General features: G+C 41.0%; 19 protein-coding genes. 11 read left to right on the top strand and 8 right to left on the bottom strand.

The genetic code is table 11. The annotated features are described in order from the left end of the window. The first annotated feature begins 1 nt into the window (after position 1). The 8 genes from AC5P2S_RS06030 (at position 2) to AC5P2S_RS05995 (ending at position 9,327) form a co-directional block, all read left to right on the top strand. Positions 2-1,192 (top strand): efflux RND transporter periplasmic adaptor subunit, encoded by a 1,191-nt coding sequence (locus AC5P2S_RS06030; protein WP_024567736.1) that lies wholly within the window; start codon positions 2-4, stop codon positions 1,190-1,192. A 240-nt stretch (positions 1,193-1,432) separates the two neighbouring features. Next, entirely contained in the window at positions 1,433-3,271 is a 1,839-nt protein-coding gene (locus AC5P2S_RS06025; RefSeq protein WP_024567735.1) for a heavy metal translocating P-type ATPase, read from the top strand. A gap of 34 nt (positions 3,272-3,305) precedes the next feature. After that, positions 3,306-3,728, top strand: a complete 423-nt coding sequence (locus AC5P2S_RS06020) for a hypothetical protein (protein ID WP_024567734.1) — start codon at positions 3,306-3,308, stop codon at positions 3,726-3,728. A 140-nt stretch (positions 3,729-3,868) separates the two neighbouring features. Then, positions 3,869-4,192: a DUF6122 family protein gene (locus AC5P2S_RS06015; RefSeq protein WP_024567733.1), complete on the top strand. Its 324-nt coding sequence runs from the start codon at positions 3,869-3,871 to the stop codon at positions 4,190-4,192. 57 nt (positions 4,193-4,249) lie between these two features. Continuing rightward, complete coding sequence (locus AC5P2S_RS06010; RefSeq protein WP_024567732.1) at positions 4,250-4,618, top strand: hypothetical protein; 369 nt, start codon at positions 4,250-4,252, stop codon at positions 4,616-4,618. Between the two features lie 72 nt (positions 4,619-4,690). Beyond that, complete coding sequence (locus AC5P2S_RS06005) at positions 4,691-7,093, top strand: TonB-dependent receptor (RefSeq protein WP_024567731.1); 2,403 nt, start codon at positions 4,691-4,693, stop codon at positions 7,091-7,093. 83 nt (positions 7,094-7,176) lie between these two features. Continuing rightward, positions 7,177-8,424 carry an MFS transporter gene (locus tag AC5P2S_RS06000; protein ID WP_024567730.1) on the top strand — a complete coding sequence of 416 codons (1,248 nt, stop codon included), beginning with the start codon at positions 7,177-7,179 and terminating at the stop codon, positions 8,422-8,424. 75 nt (positions 8,425-8,499) lie between these two features. Continuing rightward, a complete protein-coding gene (locus AC5P2S_RS05995; protein WP_024567729.1) occupies positions 8,500-9,327 on the top strand; it encodes an RteC domain-containing protein in 828 nt (275 codons plus the stop codon). A gap of 46 nt (positions 9,328-9,373) precedes the next feature. On the opposite strand, the gene AC5P2S_RS05990 is transcribed toward AC5P2S_RS05995, so the two are convergent. The 8 genes from AC5P2S_RS05990 to AC5P2S_RS05955 all read right to left on the bottom strand — a co-directional run bounded on the left by AC5P2S_RS05990 (position 9,374) and on the right by AC5P2S_RS05955 (position 21,655). Continuing rightward, the gene (locus tag AC5P2S_RS05990; RefSeq protein WP_024567728.1) at positions 9,374-14,800 is read right to left on the bottom strand and encodes a helicase-like domain-containing protein; all 5,427 of its coding nucleotides are present in this window, start codon (positions 14,798-14,800) and stop codon (positions 9,374-9,376) included. Beyond that, the gene (locus tag AC5P2S_RS05985; RefSeq protein WP_024567727.1) at positions 14,787-15,224 is read right to left on the bottom strand and encodes a DUF1896 domain-containing protein; all 438 of its coding nucleotides are present in this window, start codon (positions 15,222-15,224) and stop codon (positions 14,787-14,789) included. Before AC5P2S_RS05985 ends, AC5P2S_RS05990 begins: the two co-directional genes overlap by 14 nt. Before the next feature lie 145 nt (positions 15,225-15,369). Next, positions 15,370-16,248, bottom strand: coding sequence for an ORF6N domain-containing protein (locus AC5P2S_RS05980; protein ID WP_002996058.1), 879 nt, complete (start codon positions 16,246-16,248; stop codon positions 15,370-15,372). Beyond that, on the bottom strand, positions 16,248-18,332 hold the full coding sequence (locus tag AC5P2S_RS05975; protein WP_002996062.1) for a type IA DNA topoisomerase: 2,085 nt from the start codon (positions 18,330-18,332) through the stop codon (positions 16,248-16,250). Before AC5P2S_RS05975 ends, AC5P2S_RS05980 begins: the two co-directional genes overlap by 1 nt. A gap of 6 nt (positions 18,333-18,338) precedes the next feature. Beyond that, positions 18,339-19,802: a DUF3945 domain-containing protein gene (locus AC5P2S_RS05970; RefSeq protein ID WP_002996066.1), complete on the bottom strand. Its 1,464-nt coding sequence runs from the start codon at positions 19,800-19,802 to the stop codon at positions 18,339-18,341. Between the two features lie 85 nt (positions 19,803-19,887). Further along, the gene (locus AC5P2S_RS05965; RefSeq protein ID WP_002996071.1) at positions 19,888-20,196 is read right to left on the bottom strand and encodes a helix-turn-helix domain-containing protein; all 309 of its coding nucleotides are present in this window, start codon (positions 20,194-20,196) and stop codon (positions 19,888-19,890) included. An 11-nt stretch (positions 20,197-20,207) separates the two neighbouring features. After that, positions 20,208-20,561 carry a helix-turn-helix domain-containing protein gene (locus tag AC5P2S_RS05960; RefSeq protein WP_002996076.1) on the bottom strand — a complete coding sequence of 118 codons (354 nt, stop codon included), beginning with the start codon at positions 20,559-20,561 and terminating at the stop codon, positions 20,208-20,210. 248 nt (positions 20,562-20,809) lie between these two features. Next, positions 20,810-21,655 (bottom strand): RteC domain-containing protein, encoded by an 846-nt coding sequence (locus AC5P2S_RS05955; RefSeq protein ID WP_002996078.1) that lies wholly within the window; start codon positions 21,653-21,655, stop codon positions 20,810-20,812. A gap of 420 nt (positions 21,656-22,075) precedes the next feature. Between AC5P2S_RS05955 and AC5P2S_RS05950 the strand changes: the two genes are divergently transcribed. Genes AC5P2S_RS05950 through AC5P2S_RS05940 form a run of 3 tightly spaced genes read left to right on the top strand, consistent with a single transcriptional unit; the run spans position 22,076 to position 23,384 of the window. Then, positions 22,076-22,333, top strand: a complete 258-nt coding sequence (locus tag AC5P2S_RS05950) for a helix-turn-helix domain-containing protein (protein ID WP_494556603.1) — start codon at positions 22,076-22,078, stop codon at positions 22,331-22,333. Positions 22,334-22,339: 6 nt separating this feature from the next. Next, the gene (locus tag AC5P2S_RS05945; protein WP_494556602.1) at positions 22,340-23,143 is read left to right on the top strand and encodes a transcriptional regulator; all 804 of its coding nucleotides are present in this window, start codon (positions 22,340-22,342) and stop codon (positions 23,141-23,143) included. Then, positions 23,106-23,384 (top strand): hypothetical protein, encoded by a 279-nt coding sequence (locus tag AC5P2S_RS05940; RefSeq protein WP_494556601.1) that lies wholly within the window; start codon positions 23,106-23,108, stop codon positions 23,382-23,384. The genes AC5P2S_RS05945 and AC5P2S_RS05940 overlap by 38 nt, the downstream gene beginning before the upstream one ends. The last annotated feature ends 235 nt before the right edge of the window (positions 23,385-23,619 follow it).

Genomic DNA, 23,619 nt, shown 5'->3' with positions numbered 1-23,619 from the left:
AATGAATAGGTCATTTAAAAAATATATACCGCTCCTACTGCTATCAGCAATAGTGGTAGTATCCTGTAAGGATAAAAAAGAGCAAGCTGCCGGGGAGCAGACTACCGCAGAAAGCAAGGCGGACACAGCTTCTTCGGTCAGACAAATTACGTTTACTCCTGACCAGTATAAGCTATCAGAGATACAAACAGGTGCTATCGAATTAAGAAACCTAAGTAATATCATCAAGCTGACGGGAGCTATCGAAGCTGACCCTAACAGTATAGCCACAGTGTCAGCACCATTGGGAGGTTATATAAAAACAGCAGGGCTGCTACCGGGGCAAGCTGTAAAAAAAGGACAGCAATTAGCCACCATTGAAAACCCGGAATTTATTACCATTCAGCAGGAATATCTGGAAAGTATCGGCAGGTTGGAATATTTATCGCAGGAATACAAAAGGCAGCAGGAATTGAGAAACGAGGATGTGAATGCAGCAAAGACTTTTCAACAGGTAAGTTCAGATTATAATGTAATGAAAGCCCGTATTGCCGGATTAGAACAGCAAATGGCACTCATTGGCATCAGCAGCGCAAGTTTAAAAAGCAGCAATAAAATTTCCAGAACTGCGGGCATTTATGCACCCATTTCAGGTTATATCAAAAGCAGCAATACCAACATTGGTAAATATGCTGCCCCTACCGATGTGCTGTTTGAGATAACAGGTACAGATGCCCTGCATCTTGCCTTAAATGCCTTTGAAAAAGACTTGGGAAAAATTCAGGTTGGGCAAACGGTTAAGTTTTCATTATCTAATGAGAATGATTACCGCCACACAGCAAAAGTGTACTTGGTAGGTCAGGCAGCCGATGACAAAAAAATGATACCTGTGCTTTGCCGCTTTACCAAAGATGCAAAACTTTTACCGGGAATGTATGTAAAGGCGTGGGTAGAAACAGGAACGGAACAAAAGAGTGCAGTACCGAATGATGCCATTGTTCAGTTGGACGGTTTGGATTACATCATTATTCAAACAGCGGATAGTAAAGACGGCTATACCTTCCAGTTGGTACAAGTTGCCAAAGGTATGGAACAGGAAGGCTATACGGCTATCGAATTGCCTCAAAGTGTTAATCAGCAATCATTAAAGGTAGTTACTAAAAATGCTTATACCATTCTTTCGGCAATTAAAAACGCTGAAGAGGAAGAATAAGACAATGCTATCTACTGTATGAAATCAAGAACAAATAGAAGTCGGAAAACAAGAAAGAGGAAAAAATTTGTACCTCCTCCGAAAAGAAAAGGAGGTACAAATAACAGACCCCTATCTAAAAAGATGAAGTATGGTTTGATTGCCCTTGGGGTAGTATTGTTTATAGCATTGCTCATATTATCGGTAGTTATTTCAAACTTGGGTATATCCAAAGGGCATACCCATTAATATCATAACAATATGAACTATTTACAAACCTTTTTTTCCCGGCAATTTTTTTGGGAAATCATACGCATTATTACAGTGGGTATTGCCAGCCTGTTGTTTTATTTAGAAATTATACCACTTCCCGTCTTGCTGGCAGCTACGGCTTTTGGTTTATACGCATTGCTAAAAACTGCCATTCTCGAATTAATCAGGGAACGGAAAATAGGTACGGAGTTATTTATTTCCATTGCCGTAATCGTATCGGTCGTTGGTAAAGAATATTTAGCGGGTTCTGTGGTGCTGATGATTATCCTGATTGCCGAATACATTGCCAGTGCAAGCGGTGAAAGAGCAAGAGCATCTATAAAGGAACTCATCGGTTCTGTGCCACAGACAGCCATATTGAAAAAGGACGGTAACGAGCAGCCCGTATCTATTGCATCACTGACGGTGGGTGATATTGTGGTGGTAAAGGCTGGCGAAAAAATACCCGTTGACGGTAAGATAGTGGCGGGTTCGGGGTCTGTAAACCAAGCCCCCATAACAGGAGAAAGCGTACCCGTAGAAAAAAATTCCGGTACAGAAGTATTTGCAGGTACAATACTGGAGTTAGGGGCTTTGGACGTAGAAATGACCAAAGCGGGAAAAGATACGGTGTTTTCACGCATTATCGCTTTGGTAGAAGAAGCAGAAAGCAGTAAAGCCCCTATTGAAAAATTAACGGATAAGGTAGCGGCGTGGCTGATACCCGTTGTTTTCGTTTTTGTATTGGGTGTTTACCTACTAACTAAAGATGTAAAGCTCGTGATAGCCCTGCTTATTTTCACTTCGCCTGCCGAATTAGGCTTAGCTACGCCTTTAGTAACCATTTCTGCCATAGCAAGAGCCGCAAGAGAAGGAATACTTGTAAAAGGCGGTAAGTTTTTGGAAGAATTGGCGAAGATAAAAACCATTGTTTTTGACAAAACAGGCACATTGACCATAGGTAAGCCTACCGTAAACAGAGTTGAAATACTCGATGACAGCTTTACTGAAAAAGAATTGGTGCAATTAGCGGCATCAGCGGAAAACCGTTCCAGCCACCCCCTTGCCAATGCTATACTGATGTATGCGGACAATATGGGTGCTTCGTTATCAGAGCCTACGGATTTTGAGGTATTCAAAGGGAAAGGTATCAGTGCTACCATCAACAATAAAAAAGTGCTGATAGGTAACAAAACGCTGATGGACGACCATACTATTTCCGTAACCGTCAATAGCGAAAACCTCACCGATACGGCTATCTATATGGCGGTGGATGGCAATGCGGCATCTGTGTTTTATGTGTCAGATGCGATACGTCCGGGAGCAAAGGAAATGATTGAGGAATTGAAAAGAAGCGGTGTAGAAAACATCATTATGCTCACAGGCGACAATCCACAGACGGCAGCACACGTATCAGGACAATTAGGTATTACATCATTCAGGGCAGATATGCTGCCTGAAGACAAAATCAAGGCGATACAGGAACTACAATCCAAAGGCGAAAAAGTAGCAATGGTTGGTGACGGCATTAACGATGCACCTGCTTTGGTACAGGCGAATGTAGGTATTTCTATGGGCATAGTGGGTACACAAGCTGCAATGGAAGCGGCTGATATTGTATTGGTGGAAGATAAGCTGGAAAAAATAGCCCGTTCCAAAGCCATCAGTAAAAAAGCATTCAGGACAATTAAGGAAAATATCATCGGCGGTGTGGGTGTGGTACACGTTGTAGGTATCACATTGGTGTTAACGGGAGTTTTAGGACCGGTGCAGGCAGCCATCATCCACCTGTTACCTGATACGCTGGTGTTTCTTAATTCAATCAAATTACTTAGGGTAAAAATTTAATTCTTAATTATTCACTTTTTAAAAATCAAAAAAAATGAGAAAAATCAAATCAATCGGAATGGCTTTAGTGGTTGCTATTGCAACTTTAGCAATTAGCCCTGCAATGGCTCAAAGCGGACACGGTGCAGCTCCACACGGGGGTAAAATGGTAGATATTGACAACTACCATATCGAAATGGTAAAAGCCAACAATGCGCTTACTTTTTATGTGCTGGATGCCAATGCTAAAACGTTAACCAAAACGGCTACCGGCTCGGTAGAATTTGCTTTTGAAAATGGCAGTAAATCAACAGCTAATCTTATCGCAGGTAAAAATGGAGCATTGACAGTGGCATTGCCTAAAAATGGCATCCATACGAATTGCACCGTTACGATTACCTATGAGGGCAAAAAGTTGGTTGGAAAATTTAAAAATGAGGTTTCTGCTGCTGACAAAGCACACGGACATCAACACTAATTTTTCATCTAAAATTGGCGGTGAAATAATAAGGCTTTGTGGAATAAGACTTCCGCAAGGCTTTATTTCCATAACAAATCAACATAAACTATTAATAGGCTTCATACCCGACTAAAAAACGACCAAAGAAAAATAACTAAATGTCCTTATTCGTACTGCAAAATATTATCCACTACGCTTTGCACCTTCTCTTTCCGGGATTGGTTGCCTTCGTGTTTTTCAGAAAGGAATGGAAGATGGTCTGGATAATTTTGTTAGCAACAATGCTTGTTGATATAGACCACCTGTTTGCAGAACCGATATTCGACCCGAACAGATGCAGCGTTGGCTTTCACTACCTGCATTCGTATTATGCAATAGCAGTGTATTTCTTGCTCTTGCTGTTCGGCAACAAAATAGTCAGGATTGTTGCGCTGGGCTTATTGTTACATATGGCAACCGATTTTCAGGATTGTCTTTGGTAGATACCCGTTGAGTTTACAGGAAAATCCAAAACATTTTTAACCATATCGTAGCTAAAATTGAAAGATAAAAGAAACATAAAATTTGCAGGACTTTTTCTGTTGCTGTTATACCTGTTCGGCAACAGCCCTGCACTTATGTTTCACCACCACGATGAAATTATTGCATTTGAAAAAGCAACCAAATGTGAAAAAACTGTTTACTATTCAGATGGCAGCAATAGTTTCTGCGAACATAAAGCCCACCTTAGCAAAGTATTAAAGAAGTGTTTTCTTTGTGACAATCATTGTGTATCTGTTCATCTTTTTACCGCTATACAGTTTGTTTGCATTAATGTTGAACATCGTTCGGAATATACATTATATAAGGCAAATTTTTACGAAGCCACACTTCCTGAAACCCAAAACAGAGGTCCGCCAATAATTTGATTTTTTATAGAGGTAAGCAGCCGGAGCGTCTGTTTATCCAGCTCAAATTATAAGAATTAAAAAATCAGATTTATGAATTTAAAAAGCGTATTGCTATTGGTTGCCTTTGTTTCAGCAACCTTAAACATATTTGCACAAAACAGAATTTCCGGTACAGTAAAAGACCAGGAAAATAATAAAAATTTAGCCGGGGTATCAGTCTATATTGCTGATTTAAAAGCCGGAACCACAACGGATGTAAACGGTAATTATGAAATCAAAAACCTGAAACGGGGAACATATCTTTTAGAGATAAGTTTTACAGGTTATGAACCAATAATCGAGAAAATAACGATAGCACAAGATACGGTTATGGACTTTGTATTAAGTCCTGCCATTACGGAGCTGAACGAGTTAATCATCACAGGTGTAACCCGCTCGACAGAACTAAGATTAAGCCCTGTTATTGTCAAAGCGGTTGACGGCAACACCTTAAAACAAAACAGTGCTACCAACCTGATTGACGGTTTGAGAAACATACCGGGCGTAAACCAGATAACAACGGGTACGGGAATTTCAAAACCTACCATAAGAGGATTGGGATACAACAGGGTGATTACATTGAATAACGGTATTCGTCAAGAAGGGCAGCAATGGGGAGATGAACACGGTATTGAAATAGATGAGAATGCGGTGGACAGAGTGGAAGTAGTGAAAGGTCCCGGCAGCCTGATGTACGGCTCGGACGGTATTGCCGGAGTGCTTAACTTTCTTGCTCCTAAAGCCTTGCCAATAGGTGAGATAAAAACGCAGGTTTCTACGAATTACCAAAGCAATAATAACCTGATAGGCTACTCCCTTTCCAATGCAGGCAATAAGGATGGTTTACAATGGTTGGGCAGGTTTAGTAATAAATTTGCGGGCAACTATCAAAATGCCTACGATGGGAAAGTCTTCAATTCGGGTTTTAAGGAACTTAACGGCAGCTTGTTCTTGGGAATAAACAAAAGGTGGGGACACTCGCACCTCACCGTCAGCTCTTATAACAACACGCTTAATCTTGTAGAGGGCGAAAGGGACGAGTTAGGAAGATTTATCTATGAAAATGCCAATGGCGATGAAGTAGTTGCAAGCGGAAATGATTATAAAGGGTATAAGGTCGGTTTTCCACATCAGACCATCAACCATTTGGGCGTTTCTTCCAACAATTATTTCATATTGAATAAAGGTACAATTAATGCCGATTTCGGTTTTCAGAACAATAAACGAAGAGAGTATGAAAACCCCGCCGCTCCCAATGAACCGGCATTGTTCTTTGATTTGAACACACTTAATTATAATGTGCGGTATAATTTTGAAAAATCAAGAGGCTGGGAAACTTCGGTTGGTATCGGTGGTATGTGGCAATCCAACACCAACAGAGGGGAAGAATTTTTGATACCTGCCTATAATCTGTTTGATGCCGGAGCATTTCTTTTTACACAGAAAACTTTTGGCAAACTCACTTTAGCCGGAGGACTTAGATTTGACAACAGGTCTATGAACTCAAAAGAACTCTATCTTAATGAAGACGAAGAGCCTGTGCAAAGTACAGACCCCGATGCGGAATTAAAGTTCAGTGCCTTTAATAAAAACTACAATGGCGTTTCCGGTAGCTTAGGATTGTCTTATCAAGTCGATAAAAATTCTACGTTAAAATTCAATGTATCGAGAGGTTTCAGAGCGCCGAACAGTACGGAACTGTCAGCGAACGGAAGACACGAGGGAACGTTTCGTTATCTGTTCGGAACACCTGATTTAAAATCAGAAATCAGTCACCAGATAGATGTTGCCTATTTTCTGAACTCCAAACACATTACGTTGGAGCTTACGCCATTTGTAAACTTCATTCAAAATTATATCTATCTCGAAAAACTTGTTGCGGAAGACGGAACGGAAATTATTCCCGACCCTGTTGATGGTGCGCCAGCCTTTCAATATACAGCGGGCAACGCTACCTTAGTTGGTGGCGAAATTTATTTGGACATACACCCGCAACCGATAGAATGGCTGCATTTGGAAAACTCATTTTCGTATGTACAGGCTACCCAAAGCAGCCAACCCGAAAGCTCGAAATACTTGCCGTTTATCCCAGCCCCGAGATACAGGGGCGAAATCAAAGCCGAATTAAGGAATGTAAATAGAACGTTTTCCAACGCTTACATCAAATTTGGGATTAACCACTTCTTTCAGCAGGATAAGTTTTTCAGTGCTTACGGAACAGAAACAGCAACACCCGCATACACTTTATTGAGTGCAGGTATCGGAACAAATATTAAGGCGTTCAACCGGAGCGACTTTATGTCTTTGTTCATTAGTGGAGAAAATCTTGCTGATGTGGCTTATCAAAGTCATTTAAGCAGACTGAAATATGCTCCTGAAAATCCGGCAACGGGAAGAATGGGCGTTTTCAATATGGGACGTAATATCAGTGTGAAACTGATAATGAATTTTTAAGAAACCATAACGAAGCGGATAGAAAAAAGCACCGTCTGACGGCGGTGCTTATCCGCTTAATAAGAATAATTTAAAAATGTAAAATGGAATTACAATTATTAAAAAAAGCGTTTACAGAACCATTTAAAACATTACGGAACTCGACTTTCGCAAGGCTTTATTTTGCCCAAATCGCAAGTTTGTTCGGGGATGCCTTTACGTGGTTAGGATTGGCATTGCTTACCTATGAAATCAGCCCCGATAATGCGGCAGCTATATTGGCATCGGCTCTCACTTTGCGGGTAACGGCGTATATCATTTTTTCGCCCTTTGCAGGCGTAGTGTCTGAAAAATTAAAGCGAAAAAACATATTGCTGATAACGCAACTGGCAAGAATGGCAATTGTGTGTATGCTGCCGTTTGTAAATGCCGAGTGGCAGGTGTATGGGTTGATATTTGCATTGAACGTATTCGCTGCATTCTTCACGCCAACATACAGGGCTATTATCCCACAGATAGTAGACAAAGAAATATACAGGGAAGCCAACGGCTTATCAATGGCAACTTTTCAGTTGTTAAGCGTATTTGGTCCTGCATTGGCGGGGATATTTGCGGTATGGTTAGGAGCCAAGCAGATTTTCTTTGTCAATGGAGCAACATTATTCATTGCCATACTACTGATATTGACTATACCGGTGGCAGCACTGCAAAAAGGAGTGAATACCGATAGTACACCGCCCGGCAATACGTGGAGCGAAGTAATAAAAGGTATTCGCTTATTGTTTGGAAACAAGATTTTAAGGTTCTCTTTAAGTATTGAATTTATATCTGCTATTGCCGGAGCTATGGTATTGGTAAATACCGTTGGTTTGGTAAAAACATCTTTAGCTTTAGATGATAAGCATTACGGCTGGATAATGGCAATTTTCGGAGTAGGCGCAGCTATCACGGCTTTTCTGTTAGGCAGCCTTGATAAAACCAAAACACGGAGCATATCGCTGATAAGCGGGGCTGTCCTGATAGGTTTAGCTATCAGCTTTGCCAATTTTGTTCCGTACAACGGCTTGCTGTTCTTATGGGTTTTGGCAGGTATAGGTCAAACGCTTGCCGATATGCCGTCAGAAACATTAATAGGCGAAAACATTGCATCAGAAAATCAAGGTAAGGTGTACGGTTCTCACTTTGCGTTTTCTCATTTGTGGTGGGCAATAGCATACCCGATAGCAGGTTTTTTAGGCACACGGTTTCCCGAAAAAGAGTTCTTGTATGGAGGTATGCTTACGTTGGCTTTGGCGGTAATTGCTGTTTTAACCTTTAAATCATCGAAAGGAAATCGTAAAAAGGCACTTTGACCGATTAGCTAACCCTATGTAATGACATCAACTAATTCAATGTAGGTGTCCAATAGAAATTTCAAAATAAACAGGATGGATAAATTTTATAACGAAACGTTGAATAATCTGGAAGCCGCAATCAAAGAATTAGAAACTGAAACGGATTGCTCCATACAACAGATTGAAGTGATAATAAAACTTATCATCAAATGCCTGTCTAATGTGAAAGAATATGTATTGAACAGAGGATTTAAAAATGTAGAGGAAGAAATTCGTTTTTTCAAGCATCAAAAGCCCGCTATTGTTTCAAAGCTCATCTATTATAACGCTATCTATAAAATCGAAACAAAGAAACCTTATGGCGGTAAGGCAGTGAAGAAATACTATAATGATGAATTGGAAAAACTCAAAAGATATTTTGACAATAACCTCGAATTTTATAAATATTACAGAACCAATAATACTTTTATAGATGATAAGCTATTTGTACGGGGAAAGTATGACATTAAACTAAGTCTGGACACCTATTATTTTGAAGCGGACCATAATTTTTCCACTTCCCACGATTATAAGGCTGCAAAAATCATCGCCAATGACCTGATACAAGTATATCTTGAAGACCAGCTTCACAGCCCGATACATAAAAGCAAATCAATAGAATTACCTAACTTAAATTGGCGAGGCAGTAAAACTGCATTGACAGAATTGATATATGCCCTTCACGCTCAGGGTGTATTTGACAATACGGATATTAAAGTAATCGCCAAAACATTTGAAAGCATCTTTAATGTTGATTTAGGCGACTTTTACCATACATTTATGGAGCTGAAAGCCCGAAAAATAAACCGGACGAAGTTTCTTGACAGCCTGCGTGATGCGCTGATAAAACGGATGGATGAGCTGGAAGAAGATGAATATTAGAAATTGATAAAAAAGGAACGGGGACTTGCAGATCCCCGTTTTCTTTTCATAGTACGCCTCGTGGCAAATGGATACCTTTAGTTCTGATAATGCTTTCTGACACCTTTGGAGCTTGCTGCTTTTTTTCAGTTTGTTCCGCAGGTTCTTCTACTTGTTTAACAGGTTCTATGGAAAGCTGTATTTTCCTTTCTACGGCAGCCAGTTCAGTTTTAAGTTCGCTTAAACGGGTTTCTTTAGACCACGTACCGTTAACCACTTCCTGAAGCACAGGCAAATCTTTTTGGAACTCGGCAATATTCTCCTGTTCCTTTTTAATATAGACAGGCAGCTTTTCCAAAGCCCTTAAAAAATTCAGTGATGCCGTTTCGGGGTCTTTTGCCATAACACCGTTATTGAACGTGTATTTGATATTGCCCTCGCCCTGTACAAAAAATCGGTTCACACGAATATCCACGCCCTCTTTTTGGGAAACTTCGGTTTTTACCAATAGCTGAAAACCATACAGGCTACCGATTTCTTCATAATCGCCTCCTGTACGTGCTTTGTCCGCAAGCTGGTTAAGTTTTGCACCCGTCTGTTTTACATCGGCATTCGGCGATAAACCGTCCAGCACAAGAGCATTTACAACCGTACCGTCCTGCCGTTTTTGTAACCGTTGCTCTAAGTTTCCCCAATCAAGGCTCATACGGTCAAAGCGTGATTGGGCTTTGTCAAGTTCGGCTGTATAGTCTTCCAATTTATATTTGGCACTGTATTTAGAACGACTGTAAGCCTGCTTTTCGCTTTCCAGTCCGGCAATCTGCTTTTCTATTTTGGCTTTATCCAGCAAGTCGGTATTTCCTGAGAGAATTGCTACATATTCCGAGAAGTTCATACCCGATTTTTCGTCCATACTACCCTCGTCAAGGGTACGCTTACCGAGATTATTATTCTTTAGCTGGTCGATAAAAAGCTGTTTGTTGAATAGCAGGTTGAACTTATAGCTGTCCAGTGATTTTTCTACGGCATAGATAATTACTTGTACTTTGTTGTCCGCAAAATGCTTTGCAATTTCATTGCCTTTTCGGATAGCCCGCCCGTCCCTTTGGGCAAGGTCGCTCGGTCGCCACGGTGTATCCAAATGGTGTACGGCAACGGCTCTTTTCTGTGCGTTTACGCCAGTGCCGAGCATACTTGTTGAACCGAACAGCACACGGATTTTGCCCTCGTTCATTCCTTTGATAAGTTCCTTACGCTGCTTATCATTCTTAGCTTCCTGTATAAACCGGACTTCGTGTGGAGGTATGTTGTGGTCTTCCACGAGCTTGCGTTTAATTTCAGAATATACATTCCATTCACCCGGTTTATAAGTACCTAAATCCGAGAAAATGAACTGCGTTCCTTTTTGCGCATTGTATTGGTGGTAATACTTCGCAATGTTAGCGGCACAATGAGAAGCCTTGTTGTCGGGGTGGTCTTCATAAATATCGCTTACCATTCGCATATCCAACGACATTTTACGGGCGTAGTCCGTAGCAATCAGCATTTTTGCTTTTTCTTCCCGTTGAGAAAGCGGCTCTCTTCCTAATAAAGTGGCATTGCCCGTTTTGGCAAACTGCATCAGGCTTTGGATAAATGCTTCCTGGTCGGGAGTTGGCGGTATGTTGTATAACACCTCATTCTTTTCGGGGCGGTCAATTCCAATATCTTTCGCTGTACGGTAATCCGTGATTTCGGAATAGAATTGAGCCAGTTCCGGTACTTTGATAAAATAGCGGAAACGTTCTTTCGCCACGATATTATTAGCCACCGAAAATTCATAATCGGTGGTCTTACGGGCGTAAATAGCCGCCCACGCATCAAAAGAATGAATGCCTTGCTTTGCCAATGCTCTTGGGCGTAGGTATTTAAACAGCAGATACAACTCTGTCAGTGAATTGCTGATGGTTGTACCCGAAAGAAAAGTAGCACCCATATCCGCATCAATACGGTCTTGGATAGTGCGAATGGCAAAGAGCAGGTTCAAAGCCTTTAGGCTTCCGTCCATATTTCCCAATCCGGCAACCCTTGAATGGCGTGTATTAAAAATGAGGTTTTTAAACTGGTGGCTTTCATCCACAAACAAATGGTCTATGCCCATCATTTTGAAGTCCACCACATCATCTTTACGGTTCTCAATATCGTGTTGCAGGGTTTTCAGCTTTACTTCGAGATTTTCTTTTTGCTTTATCGCTCCGGCAAGCATCCCTCTGGTAACTTCATTTCCTTGCGATTGCAGCACATCGAGGTTACGCTCCACACTGTCCAGTTCTATTTCGAGAATTTCCTTTTGCATTTCGGGCGATTGCGGTATCATAGAAAATTGGTCGTGTGTGAGTATCACGCAATCCCAATCGTTGTTTTTAATATCACCAAAAATCCGCAAGCGTTTTTTAGGCGTAAAATCGTCAATGCCCGGATAGAGTATTTTAGCGTGCGGATAGGCGGTTCTATATGCTTCGGCAATTTCGGGTACGTTCGCTTTCAGCCCGATAATCATTGGTTTGTGAGCCAGCCCCAACCGCTTCATTTCCTGTGCTGCCGTACACATTACCAGCGTTTTTCCTGCACCTACTTCGTGGTCGCAGATAGCACCGTTGTTGAGCTTAATCATCCAAACGGTGTCCTTTTGGCTATCATACAGGTCTTGGATTTTTAACCCCTTGCGGTCTAATCCCGGAAACTCCTGATGTGTTCCGTTATAATTCGGTCGGACGAAACAGTTAAAGGTATCATTGTATTGGTCGGTCAGCCTGTTTTTAAACTCATTGTTTTGGGCGTGGAGCCACTCTGTAAAGGCAGTTCGGATTTCGTCAATCTTGGTGTTTGCCATTTGAATGGCTTCCATATCCCTAACCTTTACTTCCTTATCATCTATTGTGATTTTCTTGGTAATATCAGGCGTAGTATTGACAAGGGCGTGCCTCAGCAGGTTAATCCCGTCAAACGTTCTGCTCTCTGCCTTAACAGCATATTTGTCCCATATATGCACATTCTTCTGTCCACAGGTTACAGAAAAGTCATCGGAGCTTTCGGAATAATGTACACGCACATCCGTATCGAAAAGATGCGAAGCAAAACGGGCATAAACGCCAGTCGGTATCCAGCGTTCGCCGAGGTTAAAGTCCAGCTCTTCAAATTCAATTCGTCTTGGGCGGGCTTCTTCCAAAGCAGTAAGGCTTTCTTTGGCTTGGGCATCATCGGGATTGTTTTCGAGGTAGTTTCTTACATCCGCCGCTTTTTCTACCACGTTACCTGCAATCCAGCGTTCGGCGATTTCATATTCCTGTTGCAAAGGGTTATAGAAAATCCTGCCGTGTAAGGCTTCTTTCAGCACATCGGCAGTCATATTGCTCACTTCGGACATATAGTCCAAATCCACACTTCCGTATTTGTTCAGCGATGCCGCCAACGCTTCATCGGGATTGTCGGTAGCTAATGTTGTGATGGAAAAGCTGACCGGACGGCTGAATATATCCGCTTTGTGTACCACGCCGCCCACCACACGCTCCAGATAAGGCATTTCCTTTCCGGCACTGTCCGTTTTAATGAGCTTGATATTATCGGCGCTATTCAGATTGCCATACCTTTTGATAAAGGCATCGTACAATCGGTTAAGGTTTTCCCTTTCTTCTTTGTGTTCAGTTTGGTGCTGTGCTTCTTTGGTATAAAGCTGTTGGTAAACATCACGTACCTGTATATACGCTTCGGCTCTTGCTTTTTGCGTAGGAGGTAATTGCAACGGGTGGAAGACAGCCGTACCGTCTGCGGTATCTACACTTTGCAGATAACCCACCCAGCCATTATCTACCACAAGGCAATCGTTTCGGTGGAACGATTGCAGTTCGTTACTAAACGGCGCAGGTTCGGGAATGGCGGCAAGAACGGCTACGGGAATGGCTGGCTTATCAGCTTGGCCATTCCCGTTTTGTTGCGAAAACAAATCGCCGATTACTTCCTGTTCTTTGCCATTAAATGTTTTATTGCCATTTGAAACAGGAAGCGTGTAAGGTTGCTGCATTGCAGAACTGAACAGGTCGGGCTGGCGACTGATAGGCATTCGTTTTCTCTGGCTGGTCTGTCTTTTGGCTGATGTTGCTTTTTTTGGCGGAGCAAGGACAGCCACAGTTTCACCTGTATTTTCAAATAGGTCGAAAATGCTTAGCTGTTTTAATTCCTGCGGACTTTCCTGTCTTATCACAGGTGTCGTAAAAAGCTGTTGCTGGGGCTGAATGATTTCACGCTCAACAATGGGAGGCGGAATTACCGGCGTTGGAATTTGTATAAAAGGTTCATCGTGTTGTTCGCCTTTGTATAAAGACAAATTCAGGTGGTTACCAAAATCTTCGGAAAGCATCTCTTTGAGGGCATTTGCAATGCCCTCAACGCCGTCTTTGTGTGTATAGATTAATGCAGGTTGCCCGTAAGGGTCAGTATCTACTTTCCAATGCGTATGTATAATTCTTGTACCGTCCTCAAATAAAGCATTGCTGGGTGTACCATATCCTGTTTTGTTGCTTTGGCAAAACAATTCTTCCGCTTCGGTCAAATTTGGTTTTGCTGTATTCTTTTGCAGGATTATCAGGTCAGAGCCAACCTCTGTACCTGCATAATCTGTAAACAGATTGTTGGGTAAGCGGATAGCTGAAACCAAATTGTTGTTTTCCATTAATGCCCTGCGTATCGGCTCATTATTCGGGCTGTTCAAAATCCCCTGTGAGGTAATGAAAGCCTGCAAACCACCTTCTCGGAGCATATCATTTCCTTTCAAAAAGAAATAGTTATGAATGCTTCGGGCAGCTTGCTCCTTTGCGGGGTTTCTACTTCGGGAGTATGAAAGGTCAAATACAGAGGTATCACCGAACGGGATATTGCTGGCAACAACATCGTAACTGCTTTGTTCCTTTTCGGGGATTTCCTCAAAACCGCTTATGCGGATATTATTTGCGGGATAAAGCTGCTTTAGGATTTTGCCCGTTAGCAAATCTTTTTCGTAAGCAGTAACATTGGCTTTTTGATTTTCCGAAAAGGATTGTATAAATGAGCCGATACCTGCGGAGGGTTCGAGGAATTTATCAATCTTCAAACCGCTATCACGCAATACGGAAGAAACGGCATCTATAACCTCCGGCGGTGTGTAGAATGCTGTGAGTACGGAGCTTCGCATACTGTCCACAAATCGTTTGTATTGCTTTTCGTCTGTGGCATTTTCTTTTAAAACCTGATGCAGCTCCTGCGTAATAGAGAAAAGGTCGTGTTCGGTCTTTCTCCAATTGTTGATGTCCATCTCATATTCAACGGGGTTCAGAACGAATTTAAGACCGCCAAATCCGCTGTATTGCATCATTAGCAGTCTTTCGCCTACGGTGGCTTGTCGGTTCTCCTTTTCCAGTTTAAAAGCAATTCGCAGGGCATCAATATTCTGTTGGAGATGTTGCTTTTTACTGAAGCCCATTTTCGGTTATCCATATTGCGATGGTTCCCGTTATTTCGGTGTAGAGTACATCAAACTCATAACCGTAGGCGAAATCATCGGTCAGTTTATATTTGGCAAAAACAGGCTCGCAAACACGGAACATTTTCAGGGCAAATGGTCGAAGTTCCTCGTCTGCCATTAGGGTATCGAACTCATTGCAGACCACCTGAAAAATGGTATCGAACCTTGAAAAATGTAAGCCCTCAAAGAGAATGTAATTGGCTATTTCGTTGCACTGCTCAATAGCGTTTCCCGAACTGAAAGCACCCTCGTAAGCATTGGCAGCCCACGAAGAACGCTGGTCGATAAATTTGTGGTCGCTGGCTTTTTCAGGAAAGCCTGAATTAAGATGTTCTTGTAGTCGTAATCTGTAATACGACAAGTCTTTTTGCTGTGTACTCATACTATAATTTTGTTTAGAATTTTGCTTGAAGCCTAAAATTATAGCGGTAGATAAGTGCCTTTGAAGAAGTGGCAGGGTTTGGCTTTGTGTGGCAGGATTTGTCGCAATGAGCAATAAAAAACCTCTGAAAATTCAGAGGTTCATTTTATGGATTGTTTAGAATTTGGAGCATCCTGCCGACCTCAATATCCATTCTCGAAAAGGCAAACCATTTTTTGCCCAGGTCTTTGAGAGATGCCCCGATGTGGTATAGTTCTGCATTATCAATAATCAAAAAGCGGTCGTGAGCATCGGAGAAAACCTCAATTTCAATCGGAGCATACTGGCTGTTGTACCGTTGTACATCCAGCCGTAGCTGATTGCTGATAGTTTTGGTATAGATTGTAGCGGTTACATTTTCCTTGCGCTTGCCCAGCAAAGTCAGCACTGTATCGTCCACGTAGTTATCCAGCAGGATAATGGAGCTTTTGGCACTTCGTACAATATCCGACACAAAGGCGTAAGCATCGAAAACCTGACCGTTGTAGAAGATGCCATTTTCGCTGTGGAGCTTGTCGCTTTCCAATGCCTTAAAGATTTCCTCAAATTTTTGGTCGGCTTGTAGTTGTTTCAGTTCTATATTATTCAAACGATGAAACAGCGAAGCATTGCTGATAAGCATTTTCCGCATTTCTACAAAGGCATTCATAATCTCAATGCTGACCTTTACCGCTATATCACTTCGCAACAATGCGGACATCATTGCCACTCCTTGCTCACAAAATGCAAAGGGTAGCGTACGCCTCCCGCCCCGTCCAACGTTTGAAGTGCCAAATTGGTACTTCAAAGATTTTACTTCCTGTTCGCTAAGCTGAAAGCAAAAAGTTTCGGGAAAGCGGTTTTGGTTTCTCTTTACAACCCTGTTTAGGGCTTTTGTTTCTACCTGATAGAGCATTGCTAAATCAGCATCAAGAATAACTTGCTTATCCCTAATGGTATGGATAAGCGGTGCTATTTCCTTTTGGGATATGGTAATATCGGTCATTATCTTTTTGGCTTTTTATTATCAAACTCAAAAGAGGTTTTGCAATCGGCATCCAATACGATATAAGCATCGAATTTCTTTCCTGCCTTGCTTTTCATTCCTTTGATAAGATTGGTTTTCCCTTTATTCACAAGGTTTTCAATATCGGAAATACTGATTTGCACTTCGCACACATTGCGAAACTGTATCCAGCCGCAAACTTCATCGGAGCATTTAACAATCTTATCACGGATAATAAGCTGTTGGCTTTTACATTTCGGACAAACCAATTTAGGGAGGCTGTTTTGAGCAATGGAGGTTTGCAGCAATTCATCGGTAATGGACTTTGCAAAGGTTTCCGTTTCCTTTTGAAAACTTCCGGCATTCGCTTCGTTGTTCTCAATTTTCTGCAAAGCGAGTTCCCATTCTGCGGTCATAGCCACGTCCGCAATTTTTCGGTCTTTAACCAATTCGTAAACCTGCAATCCTTTTTCGGTTGGTATTAAAGATTTTTTTTCTCGTTGGATATAGTTACGGGTAAACAGTGTTTCGATAATGGCGGCTCTTGTAGCCGGAGTACCGATACCGATGTTTTGCAGGGCTTTCCGTTCTTCTTCGTTTTCGATTTCCTTACCTGCGGTTTCCATAGCCGACAAAAGCCCAGCTTCGGTATAAAGCACAGGAGGTTTGGTTTTCTTTTCGAGAATGGCAGCTTCTTTTATTTTAAGTTCATCGCCTTTTTTCAATTCGGGCAAATCCTGTATAGGTTCTGCATCATCTTCCGAAAAATTACCCTTAATCATACGCCAGCCTGCTTCCAAAATTTTACAGCCTTTTACGGTGAAATCATAGTGCATTGCCTGTAAGGAAACATCGGTTATTTCTTTGATGCAGGCTTGCGAAATGGCTTCGAGCAGGCGAAAGGCAATCATATCATACACCGCATTTTCGTCTGCACTCAAAACGGACGGGACTTTATCTGTAATCAACAATCCGTGGTGGTCGGTAACACGCAAATCATTTACAATACGCTTATTGAAACGCCCCCATTTAATTTTGGATAAAGCAGCTTTGCAGGTTTCCCTGTTCTGCAATGCCCTCACGAGGTTGGGAATTTCAGCCCACATATCTTCGGGGATGTATTTGCTCCCGGTACGTGGATAGGTAATGAATTTCTTTTCGTACAGGCTTTGAGCAATATTCAAAGTTTTTTCAGCAGAGAGGTTCAGCTTTTTGTTGGCTTCCTTTTGCAAGCCTGTGAGGTCAAAAAGCAAAGGCGGCTGCTCCGTTATATTCTTATTTTCTACGGAAGTAACTGTTACAGTATTACCATTCCTTTCAATAGATTTTAATGTATCATCTGCCAGCTTTTTATCCTGCCATTTGGTAGCAGAAATACTTTTAAAATCAATTTGCTCTTTGGAGTGGGATAATTGTATCTGCCAATATTTCTGTACGGCGAAATTCTTGTTATCTATATACCGTTTGCAAATCAAAGCCAGTGTAGGCGTTTGCACTCTTCCGAGCGAATAAATACCGTTGCCTGCGGCAATGCTCAATGCCTGTGTAGCATTGATGCCTACGAGCCAATCGGCACGGCTTCTGCCTTGTGCCGCCTGATATAATCCGTCAAATTCCTTTCCGTCTTTTAGGTTGTCAAAGCCCTGTTTAATGGCTTTTTCGGTCAGCGAGCTTATCCAAAGCCGTTTAAAGGGCTTACAGCATTTCAGATACTCATAAATGTACCGAAAGATGAGTTCGCCCTCACGACCTGCATCGGTTGCCACGATGAGGCTTTCACTTTGGTTAAACAGTTTTTCAATCACTTTTAGCTGTTTCAATGCACCAGCATCGGCTTGATAGCCTTTGTCTTTTTTGACTTTGCGAACGGTCAGCATAAAAGGGTTTGGAAGTATCGGCAAGGATGCTTTGTCAAACCCCGAAATGCCGTAATCTTCGGGCATTCCCAATCCTATCAGATGTCCGAATGCCCACGTAACAAAATAGCCGTTACCCGTAAGGTAGCCGTCCTTTTTATCGGATGCTCCCACAAGTCCGGCTATTTCCCTTGCTACGCTTGGTTTTTCTGCAATAATTGTTTTCATTATTCACTATCTTTTTACGCCTTTGGATTTTGCAGGTGCTTTGGGTTTGTTCTGTTGTTCCTGCTGTTTTTCATTTTTGGGTGTTTGCTGCCCCGATTTCAAAGGCTCTTTGATATTCTTGGTTGCTTCGTTGGTTTTTCCCTCGGAATTAACCGCAGTCTGCGTTTTGTGGGCTTCGGTTGGTTTCGCTTGGGCTTTGAGCTTGTCGGGATTTTGGAACGAGAAATCTGTTTTGCCAGTTTCTTTGTTGAGCGTGATGTAGCCCTGATATTTTTGTCCTTTTTTATCTATCAGACCATCTATATAAACAGTTTGTCCAGCTTTGAACTTATTGTATTGTTCATCATCAAGTTCCTTACCTCTAAAAGTTCTCGGAGCTTCCTGCGGTTGGCTTTGCTGATTGTTCTGCCGGTTTTCTTGTGTTTGCTGATTATTGTTACTTCTATCAAACAGAAACTCAACATATCTTTTATCCGCATTAAACTGTACATTGGCACTAAACTCATCGCCCTTTTTAGAAATCATTCCTTCCAAATAAAGCGATTTGCCTTCCATCAAGGTTTGTTTTTGCTCATCGTTCAATTTTACACCCTTAATCTCATCGGGAATTTTGACAAATTCGGTCTTCAGGGCAATCAGCTCATTGGTTAGCCTGTCCACGCTGATAATTGACGGCATCAATTCGCCTGTCTTGGAATTGGTCAAGTCAACCACACGACCCATATTCCCCGTTTCGAGCAGGTTTTTCTTATCCTCATCGGTAAACTTGTGTCCGAAAAACTCAAAGTTCAGGTTAGGCTCTTTCCTGATACCGTGTATCGCTGCCACTACGGTTCCGTCCGGTGCAGTCTGTAAAGACAAACGGGCATCTGTGCGAACAATAGCCCCGCCGAGGTTTACGCTTACAGGTACAAGGTCATTGGTCTTGTAACCTCTTAGCAACGGGTCTAAAAGGTTCATTTTTTCAAGGCGTTCTTTGCCTATTCCGAGATTGTTCATTGTTTCCCAATCAATCTGTTCCGGCTTGTAGCGGTATTCGCTGGTATCCGGTGTTGTCTGTGTTGTTGCCATATCATTTTTATTTTCTTGTTTTTGTTCATTTTCGGGTTCGGCTTTTACCTCGTTCTTTTTCATTTCCTTTTCGCCTTCGGGTGTAGGATTATCTACCTGCTTTTGCATTTCCTTAGCCTTATCTACGGCTTCATCAGCCGATACTTTGAAGAATGAAAAATTGGTCGGATTTTTTAACTGCCTCCAAAAGTTAGAGAAGAAGTTGGAGAACAAATCGCCGTGCTTATCCACACGCATAAACTGGCTTTGGTTTTCCTTTGTGGGGTCAGTAGTCTTCAATTTGCCGTTTTCGTCTATGCCGGTAACCGCCTGTATTTTATTCTTTTGCTTATCCAATACCAGTAATATATCCGATAACTGTTCGGGAGTTTGCTGTTTGTTTTCTGTTTCTTCGCTCATAATCTGAATATTTTAAAGTTCAAATGCCGAATGTATATGAAGCGTTTGCTCACTTGCCTGATATGGCAGTCAAAGGCAGTGTTTGTCATCCATTGGCGTTCAGTTTGGGTAAAGGCGGATTAAAACTTTCCCTGATGAACTGATGCACGTCAGACAGTTTGTAATACAGTTTGCCACTTATGGTGTAATAGGGCAACTTGCCGATGGAGCGATACCGTTGCAGGGAACGGTTGCTGATTTTCAGCATTTGCAGTAAATCCTGATTGTCGAGCAATTCCTCTCCGTCAATGCTGTTGCGTTTCTTTTGTAAGCTGTCTATATTGTCGCCCAGCATATCGAGGCGTTCCATTAGGCGTTCCATCCACGCCAAAAATTCCATTCTGTCAATGTTCATAACCGCACGTTTTAAGATTTACCTGATTTCAGCTTTCTACCTTTCTTGATATAGCTTTTGCCTTTTGCCATAAGCTCCTGTACAAATTCATCATTGCTTTGTATAGCATTGGCATTGAGCATATCCTTGATTGCTCCAATCGTATAGAAGTATTGCCCGTAAAGTTTTGAATAAGCTATTTCGCCTTTGGTACGCATACGCCACAAAGTCTTTTCGCTGATGTGCAGGTATTGGCATACCTCGTGGTTGTTCAGCCACAAGTCATCGTAGCTTGTATCATTTAACCTTTTGAGATAATCGGCAATCGCATTGATACGGCTGTTGAGCTGTTGCCACGCTTCTTCTTCGATAGTGATTATTTTCATTGCATTGCTATTAATGTTCACAATGCAAAATTGCTAAGGGTGGCAAAGTTTGTCTGCCAATGTCTGCCAATTGGTTTGACGGTTTTTTGAAAATTTTTGCAATCGGGAAAAACCCTTGTTTAATAAGGGTTTCGAGGGCTTTTGAATTATTAACTACGTTATTTTGCCTTCATTTGCCAATTGGCAGATATGGGTAAAAAAAAGCAGTACACATAAATGTACTGCTTTGAACCAATGCCTTTTAATAGTCAAAGGTCTTTATCCATATATTCTTCCAATGAAACTTTAAGCTGGTCTAAAAATGCCGTTCGGGAACCTGCACGGGTTTTCATTCTGTGGAAAGCGTGATGTATATCATTTACAGGAGTTCGGAACAGGATTTGAAAAATCAAAGCCAGTTTTCTGATACCGATACTTCCGTGTGAGATAGAACTGGAAGCATACAGGGCATATATCAGTTCGATAAGTGCGTTTTGCGAATTAGTCCACGAAATATCCTTATTCACATCGTCATTTAGTAAAACGAAGTCAGGATTTTCTTCGGGATTGATTTTGTTTAGCAAATAAGTATAGAGTAGTTCATTGGCAATAATATGGGCTATTTTGTTATCGTAATAAGTGGAAAAGCTAAGGTCTATTTCAAAAACTCCGCTATTTAAACCATCGTGGTAATTAATTTTTCCGAGCATAAAATAGCTGTGGTCACGGTCTGTTCTTCCTGCACGGTAGTACCTGTAAAAATAGGTATTGCAAATACTCTCCTTATATTCTGATTTGAGAGATTTTAATTCATTCTCGTAATAACTCTGATGTATTTTCCCTGTGCTGACCGGACAGGTCGTTTCAAATCGAAATACTTTATTGTAGTAGATGAGCTTTCCTAAGATTTGGGGTTTGATGTTCTTAAAAAAGTTAATTTCCTGCTGTTCGTTCTTAAACCCACTTTGCACAATCTTGGCTTTTACTTTAAGAAGCATTTCATTCAGGAATAAGGTCATTTGATACGCCTTTTCCGCCGTTGGCATCAAATCGGAAGCGAGTTTATCTTCTTGATACCTTATTTGCGATAATATTTTACTCAACAGGATTTCCATAGCTTAGTCTTTTAAAAGTTATCACTATCTGTTTCGGAATTACATCTATTGATGATGAACCAAAATTTGGAAAATATACTGGAATAAATATCACAGGTTCCCCACAGTGGGGGAATTTTTTTTCATAATTTTTGTATGAGAGGAAAGAAAAAAAGGGTAAAGCACCTATGTACTTTACCCTTTATTTTTTTATATTTGCAGTATTGATTTACAAGGTAATCAGATGAAAGCGAGTGCAGTAAGCACCATTACTAAATCGTTACCGATTGGATTTCCCACTCTTGTAAACTACTCTTTATTAGCCACTTTGGGCTATATTAATCTTTTTAAACTAAAATTGCTCACAACTTGTGTAAAGCTTGTGAAGTAACTCCATACAAAACCTGCAATTTTGGAGTCTTAACTCTTAAAACTTACACTATGGCGGTTAATATCCTTACACGCGAAGATCTTCACGAATTCAAAGATGAATTATTGGAAGATATCAAAAAACTATTACACCTCAAAACGACAGAGCAAAAATTATGGTTACGTTCTTCAGAGGTAAAAGAGCTTTTAAAAATTTCCTCCGGAACATTACAGAATCTCCGTATTAGTGGAACATTAAGATATTCCAAAGTCGGCGGAACCTTATATTACAACTATCAGGATATAGAAAAAATGTTGAATCAGAAATAATTGATTATGAATTACATTAAACATCTGACAGGTTTTTACGACAAAATCCAGCAGGACGAACGCCTGAATCCGACACATATAAGTTTATATCTTGCATTATTCCAGTTTTGGAATATCAATCACTTCCAAAATCCAATCAGTATTTCTCGGAACGAAATGATGAGGTTAAGCAAAATATCAGCATTTGGTACCTATCATAAATGCATTAAAGAATTACAACTATTCGGTTATATCGAATACATTCCTTCCTTTAATCCCTATAAAGGCAGTTTGGTAAACCTTTATAATTTCGAAAATTCACAAGTTCAGAATCTGTACGGGAAGCGTAGGAAAAAACAGACAACCTCTAAACAAGAAATAAACAGCCACAATATCAAAAACGATATAGGAGATAGACAGGCATTGACACCTTCTATAAACAATACAAACATAGTAAACAATAAAACTATTGGTATTCCACCCGAAAGTAATCAATTATTTGAACAAGGCAAAAAAGAAAATTCAAGCGGCACAGTCGAAGAATCTGGTTTTAAAAAACCTCATCTTTCCGAAGTCAAAATGTATTTCGCAGAAAAAGACGCACATTCGGAAGAAGCAGAAAAATTTTTCAATCATTATGAAAGCAATGGTTGGCTGGTAGGCGGAAAATCCAAAATGAAAAACTGGCAGGCAGCAGCAAGGAATTGGTTAATGAATTCCAAAAAATTCAATATTTCATCTGTCATTCAGAGCGCAGCGAAGAATCTCACCACAACAAAAAACAGCAATCTCAATGCAACTACCGGCAAAAGTTATAGAGAGCCGTTATGATTACAACGAAATTATTCCTTGGTTCCGGAAGAAAGCCTCAAAATTGATCGGTAAGGAATATGTAATTTCCGAATCTGAAAAAGGAATTATTTTCGCCTTGGTTGCGTGGATGCTTAAAGATGATCTGGTAGCAAAAGAAATGAACTTTGACCTTAACAAAGGAATTTTATTATCCGGACCAATTGGATGCGGAAAAACAACATTATTCAATATTTTGAGACATTGCAGTTTCCGCATCTAATTACGGCATTGTATCTACACGCCAATGGACTGTCTGACAATACTTGTGTCGCATCCTTGCTTAAAGAGGAAGCGTAATGTTTAAGTTTTTATTGTATTATTTATAAAAAAGAATTAATTCATCGTACCCAAAAAACATAAACAAGACACTAATAAAATAGAATTTATTCTACGACTGGGGGATCTAAGTAATACCGAACAACTTAATTTTATTGATCTTGAAATAGATAATATAG

Source organism: Epilithonimonas sp. 33E, from assembly GCF_059372615.1.
The sequence above is the reverse complement of the archived record's forward strand: the minus strand, read 5'-3'. Positions and strand labels throughout refer to the sequence as shown.

Bases quoted from the DNA above. Each gene is read 5' to 3' on its own strand.
- AC5P2S_RS06020 (WP_024567734.1), top strand. From the start codon at position 3,306: ATGAGAAAAATCAAATCAATCGGAATGGCTTTAGTGGTTGCTATTGCA.
- AC5P2S_RS05945 (WP_494556602.1), top strand. From the start codon at position 22,340: ATGAATTACATTAAACATCTGACAGGTTTTTACGACAAAATCCAGCAG.
- AC5P2S_RS05995 (WP_024567729.1), top strand. From the start codon at position 8,500: ATGGATAAATTTTATAACGAAACGTTGAATAATCTGGAAGCCGCAATC.
- AC5P2S_RS05990 (WP_024567728.1), bottom strand. From the start codon at position 14,800: ATGGGCTTCAGTAAAAAGCAACATCTCCAACAGAATATTGATGCCCTG.
- AC5P2S_RS05970 (WP_002996066.1), bottom strand. From the start codon at position 19,802: ATGAGCGAAGAAACAGAAAACAAACAGCAAACTCCCGAACAGTTATCG.
- AC5P2S_RS05965 (WP_002996071.1), bottom strand. From the start codon at position 20,196: ATGAACATTGACAGAATGGAATTTTTGGCGTGGATGGAACGCCTAATG.
- AC5P2S_RS06015 (WP_024567733.1), top strand. From the start codon at position 3,869: ATGTCCTTATTCGTACTGCAAAATATTATCCACTACGCTTTGCACCTT.
- AC5P2S_RS05955 (WP_002996078.1), bottom strand. From the start codon at position 21,655: ATGGAAATCCTGTTGAGTAAAATATTATCGCAAATAAGGTATCAAGAA.
- AC5P2S_RS06030 (WP_024567736.1), top strand. From the start codon at position 2: ATGAATAGGTCATTTAAAAAATATATACCGCTCCTACTGCTATCAGCA.
- AC5P2S_RS05985 (WP_024567727.1), bottom strand. From the start codon at position 15,224: ATGAGTACACAGCAAAAAGACTTGTCGTATTACAGATTACGACTACAA.
- AC5P2S_RS06000 (WP_024567730.1), top strand. From the start codon at position 7,177: ATGGAATTACAATTATTAAAAAAAGCGTTTACAGAACCATTTAAAACA.
- AC5P2S_RS05975 (WP_002996062.1), bottom strand. From the start codon at position 18,332: ATGAAAACAATTATTGCAGAAAAACCAAGCGTAGCAAGGGAAATAGCC.
- AC5P2S_RS05950 (WP_494556603.1), top strand. From the start codon at position 22,076: ATGGCGGTTAATATCCTTACACGCGAAGATCTTCACGAATTCAAAGAT.
- AC5P2S_RS05940 (WP_494556601.1), top strand. From the start codon at position 23,106: ATGCAACTACCGGCAAAAGTTATAGAGAGCCGTTATGATTACAACGAA.
- AC5P2S_RS06025 (WP_024567735.1), top strand. From the start codon at position 1,433: ATGAACTATTTACAAACCTTTTTTTCCCGGCAATTTTTTTGGGAAATC.
- AC5P2S_RS05980 (WP_002996058.1), bottom strand. From the start codon at position 16,248: ATGACCGATATTACCATATCCCAAAAGGAAATAGCACCGCTTATCCAT.
- AC5P2S_RS05960 (WP_002996076.1), bottom strand. From the start codon at position 20,561: ATGAAAATAATCACTATCGAAGAAGAAGCGTGGCAACAGCTCAACAGC.
- AC5P2S_RS06005 (WP_024567731.1), top strand. From the start codon at position 4,691: ATGAATTTAAAAAGCGTATTGCTATTGGTTGCCTTTGTTTCAGCAACC.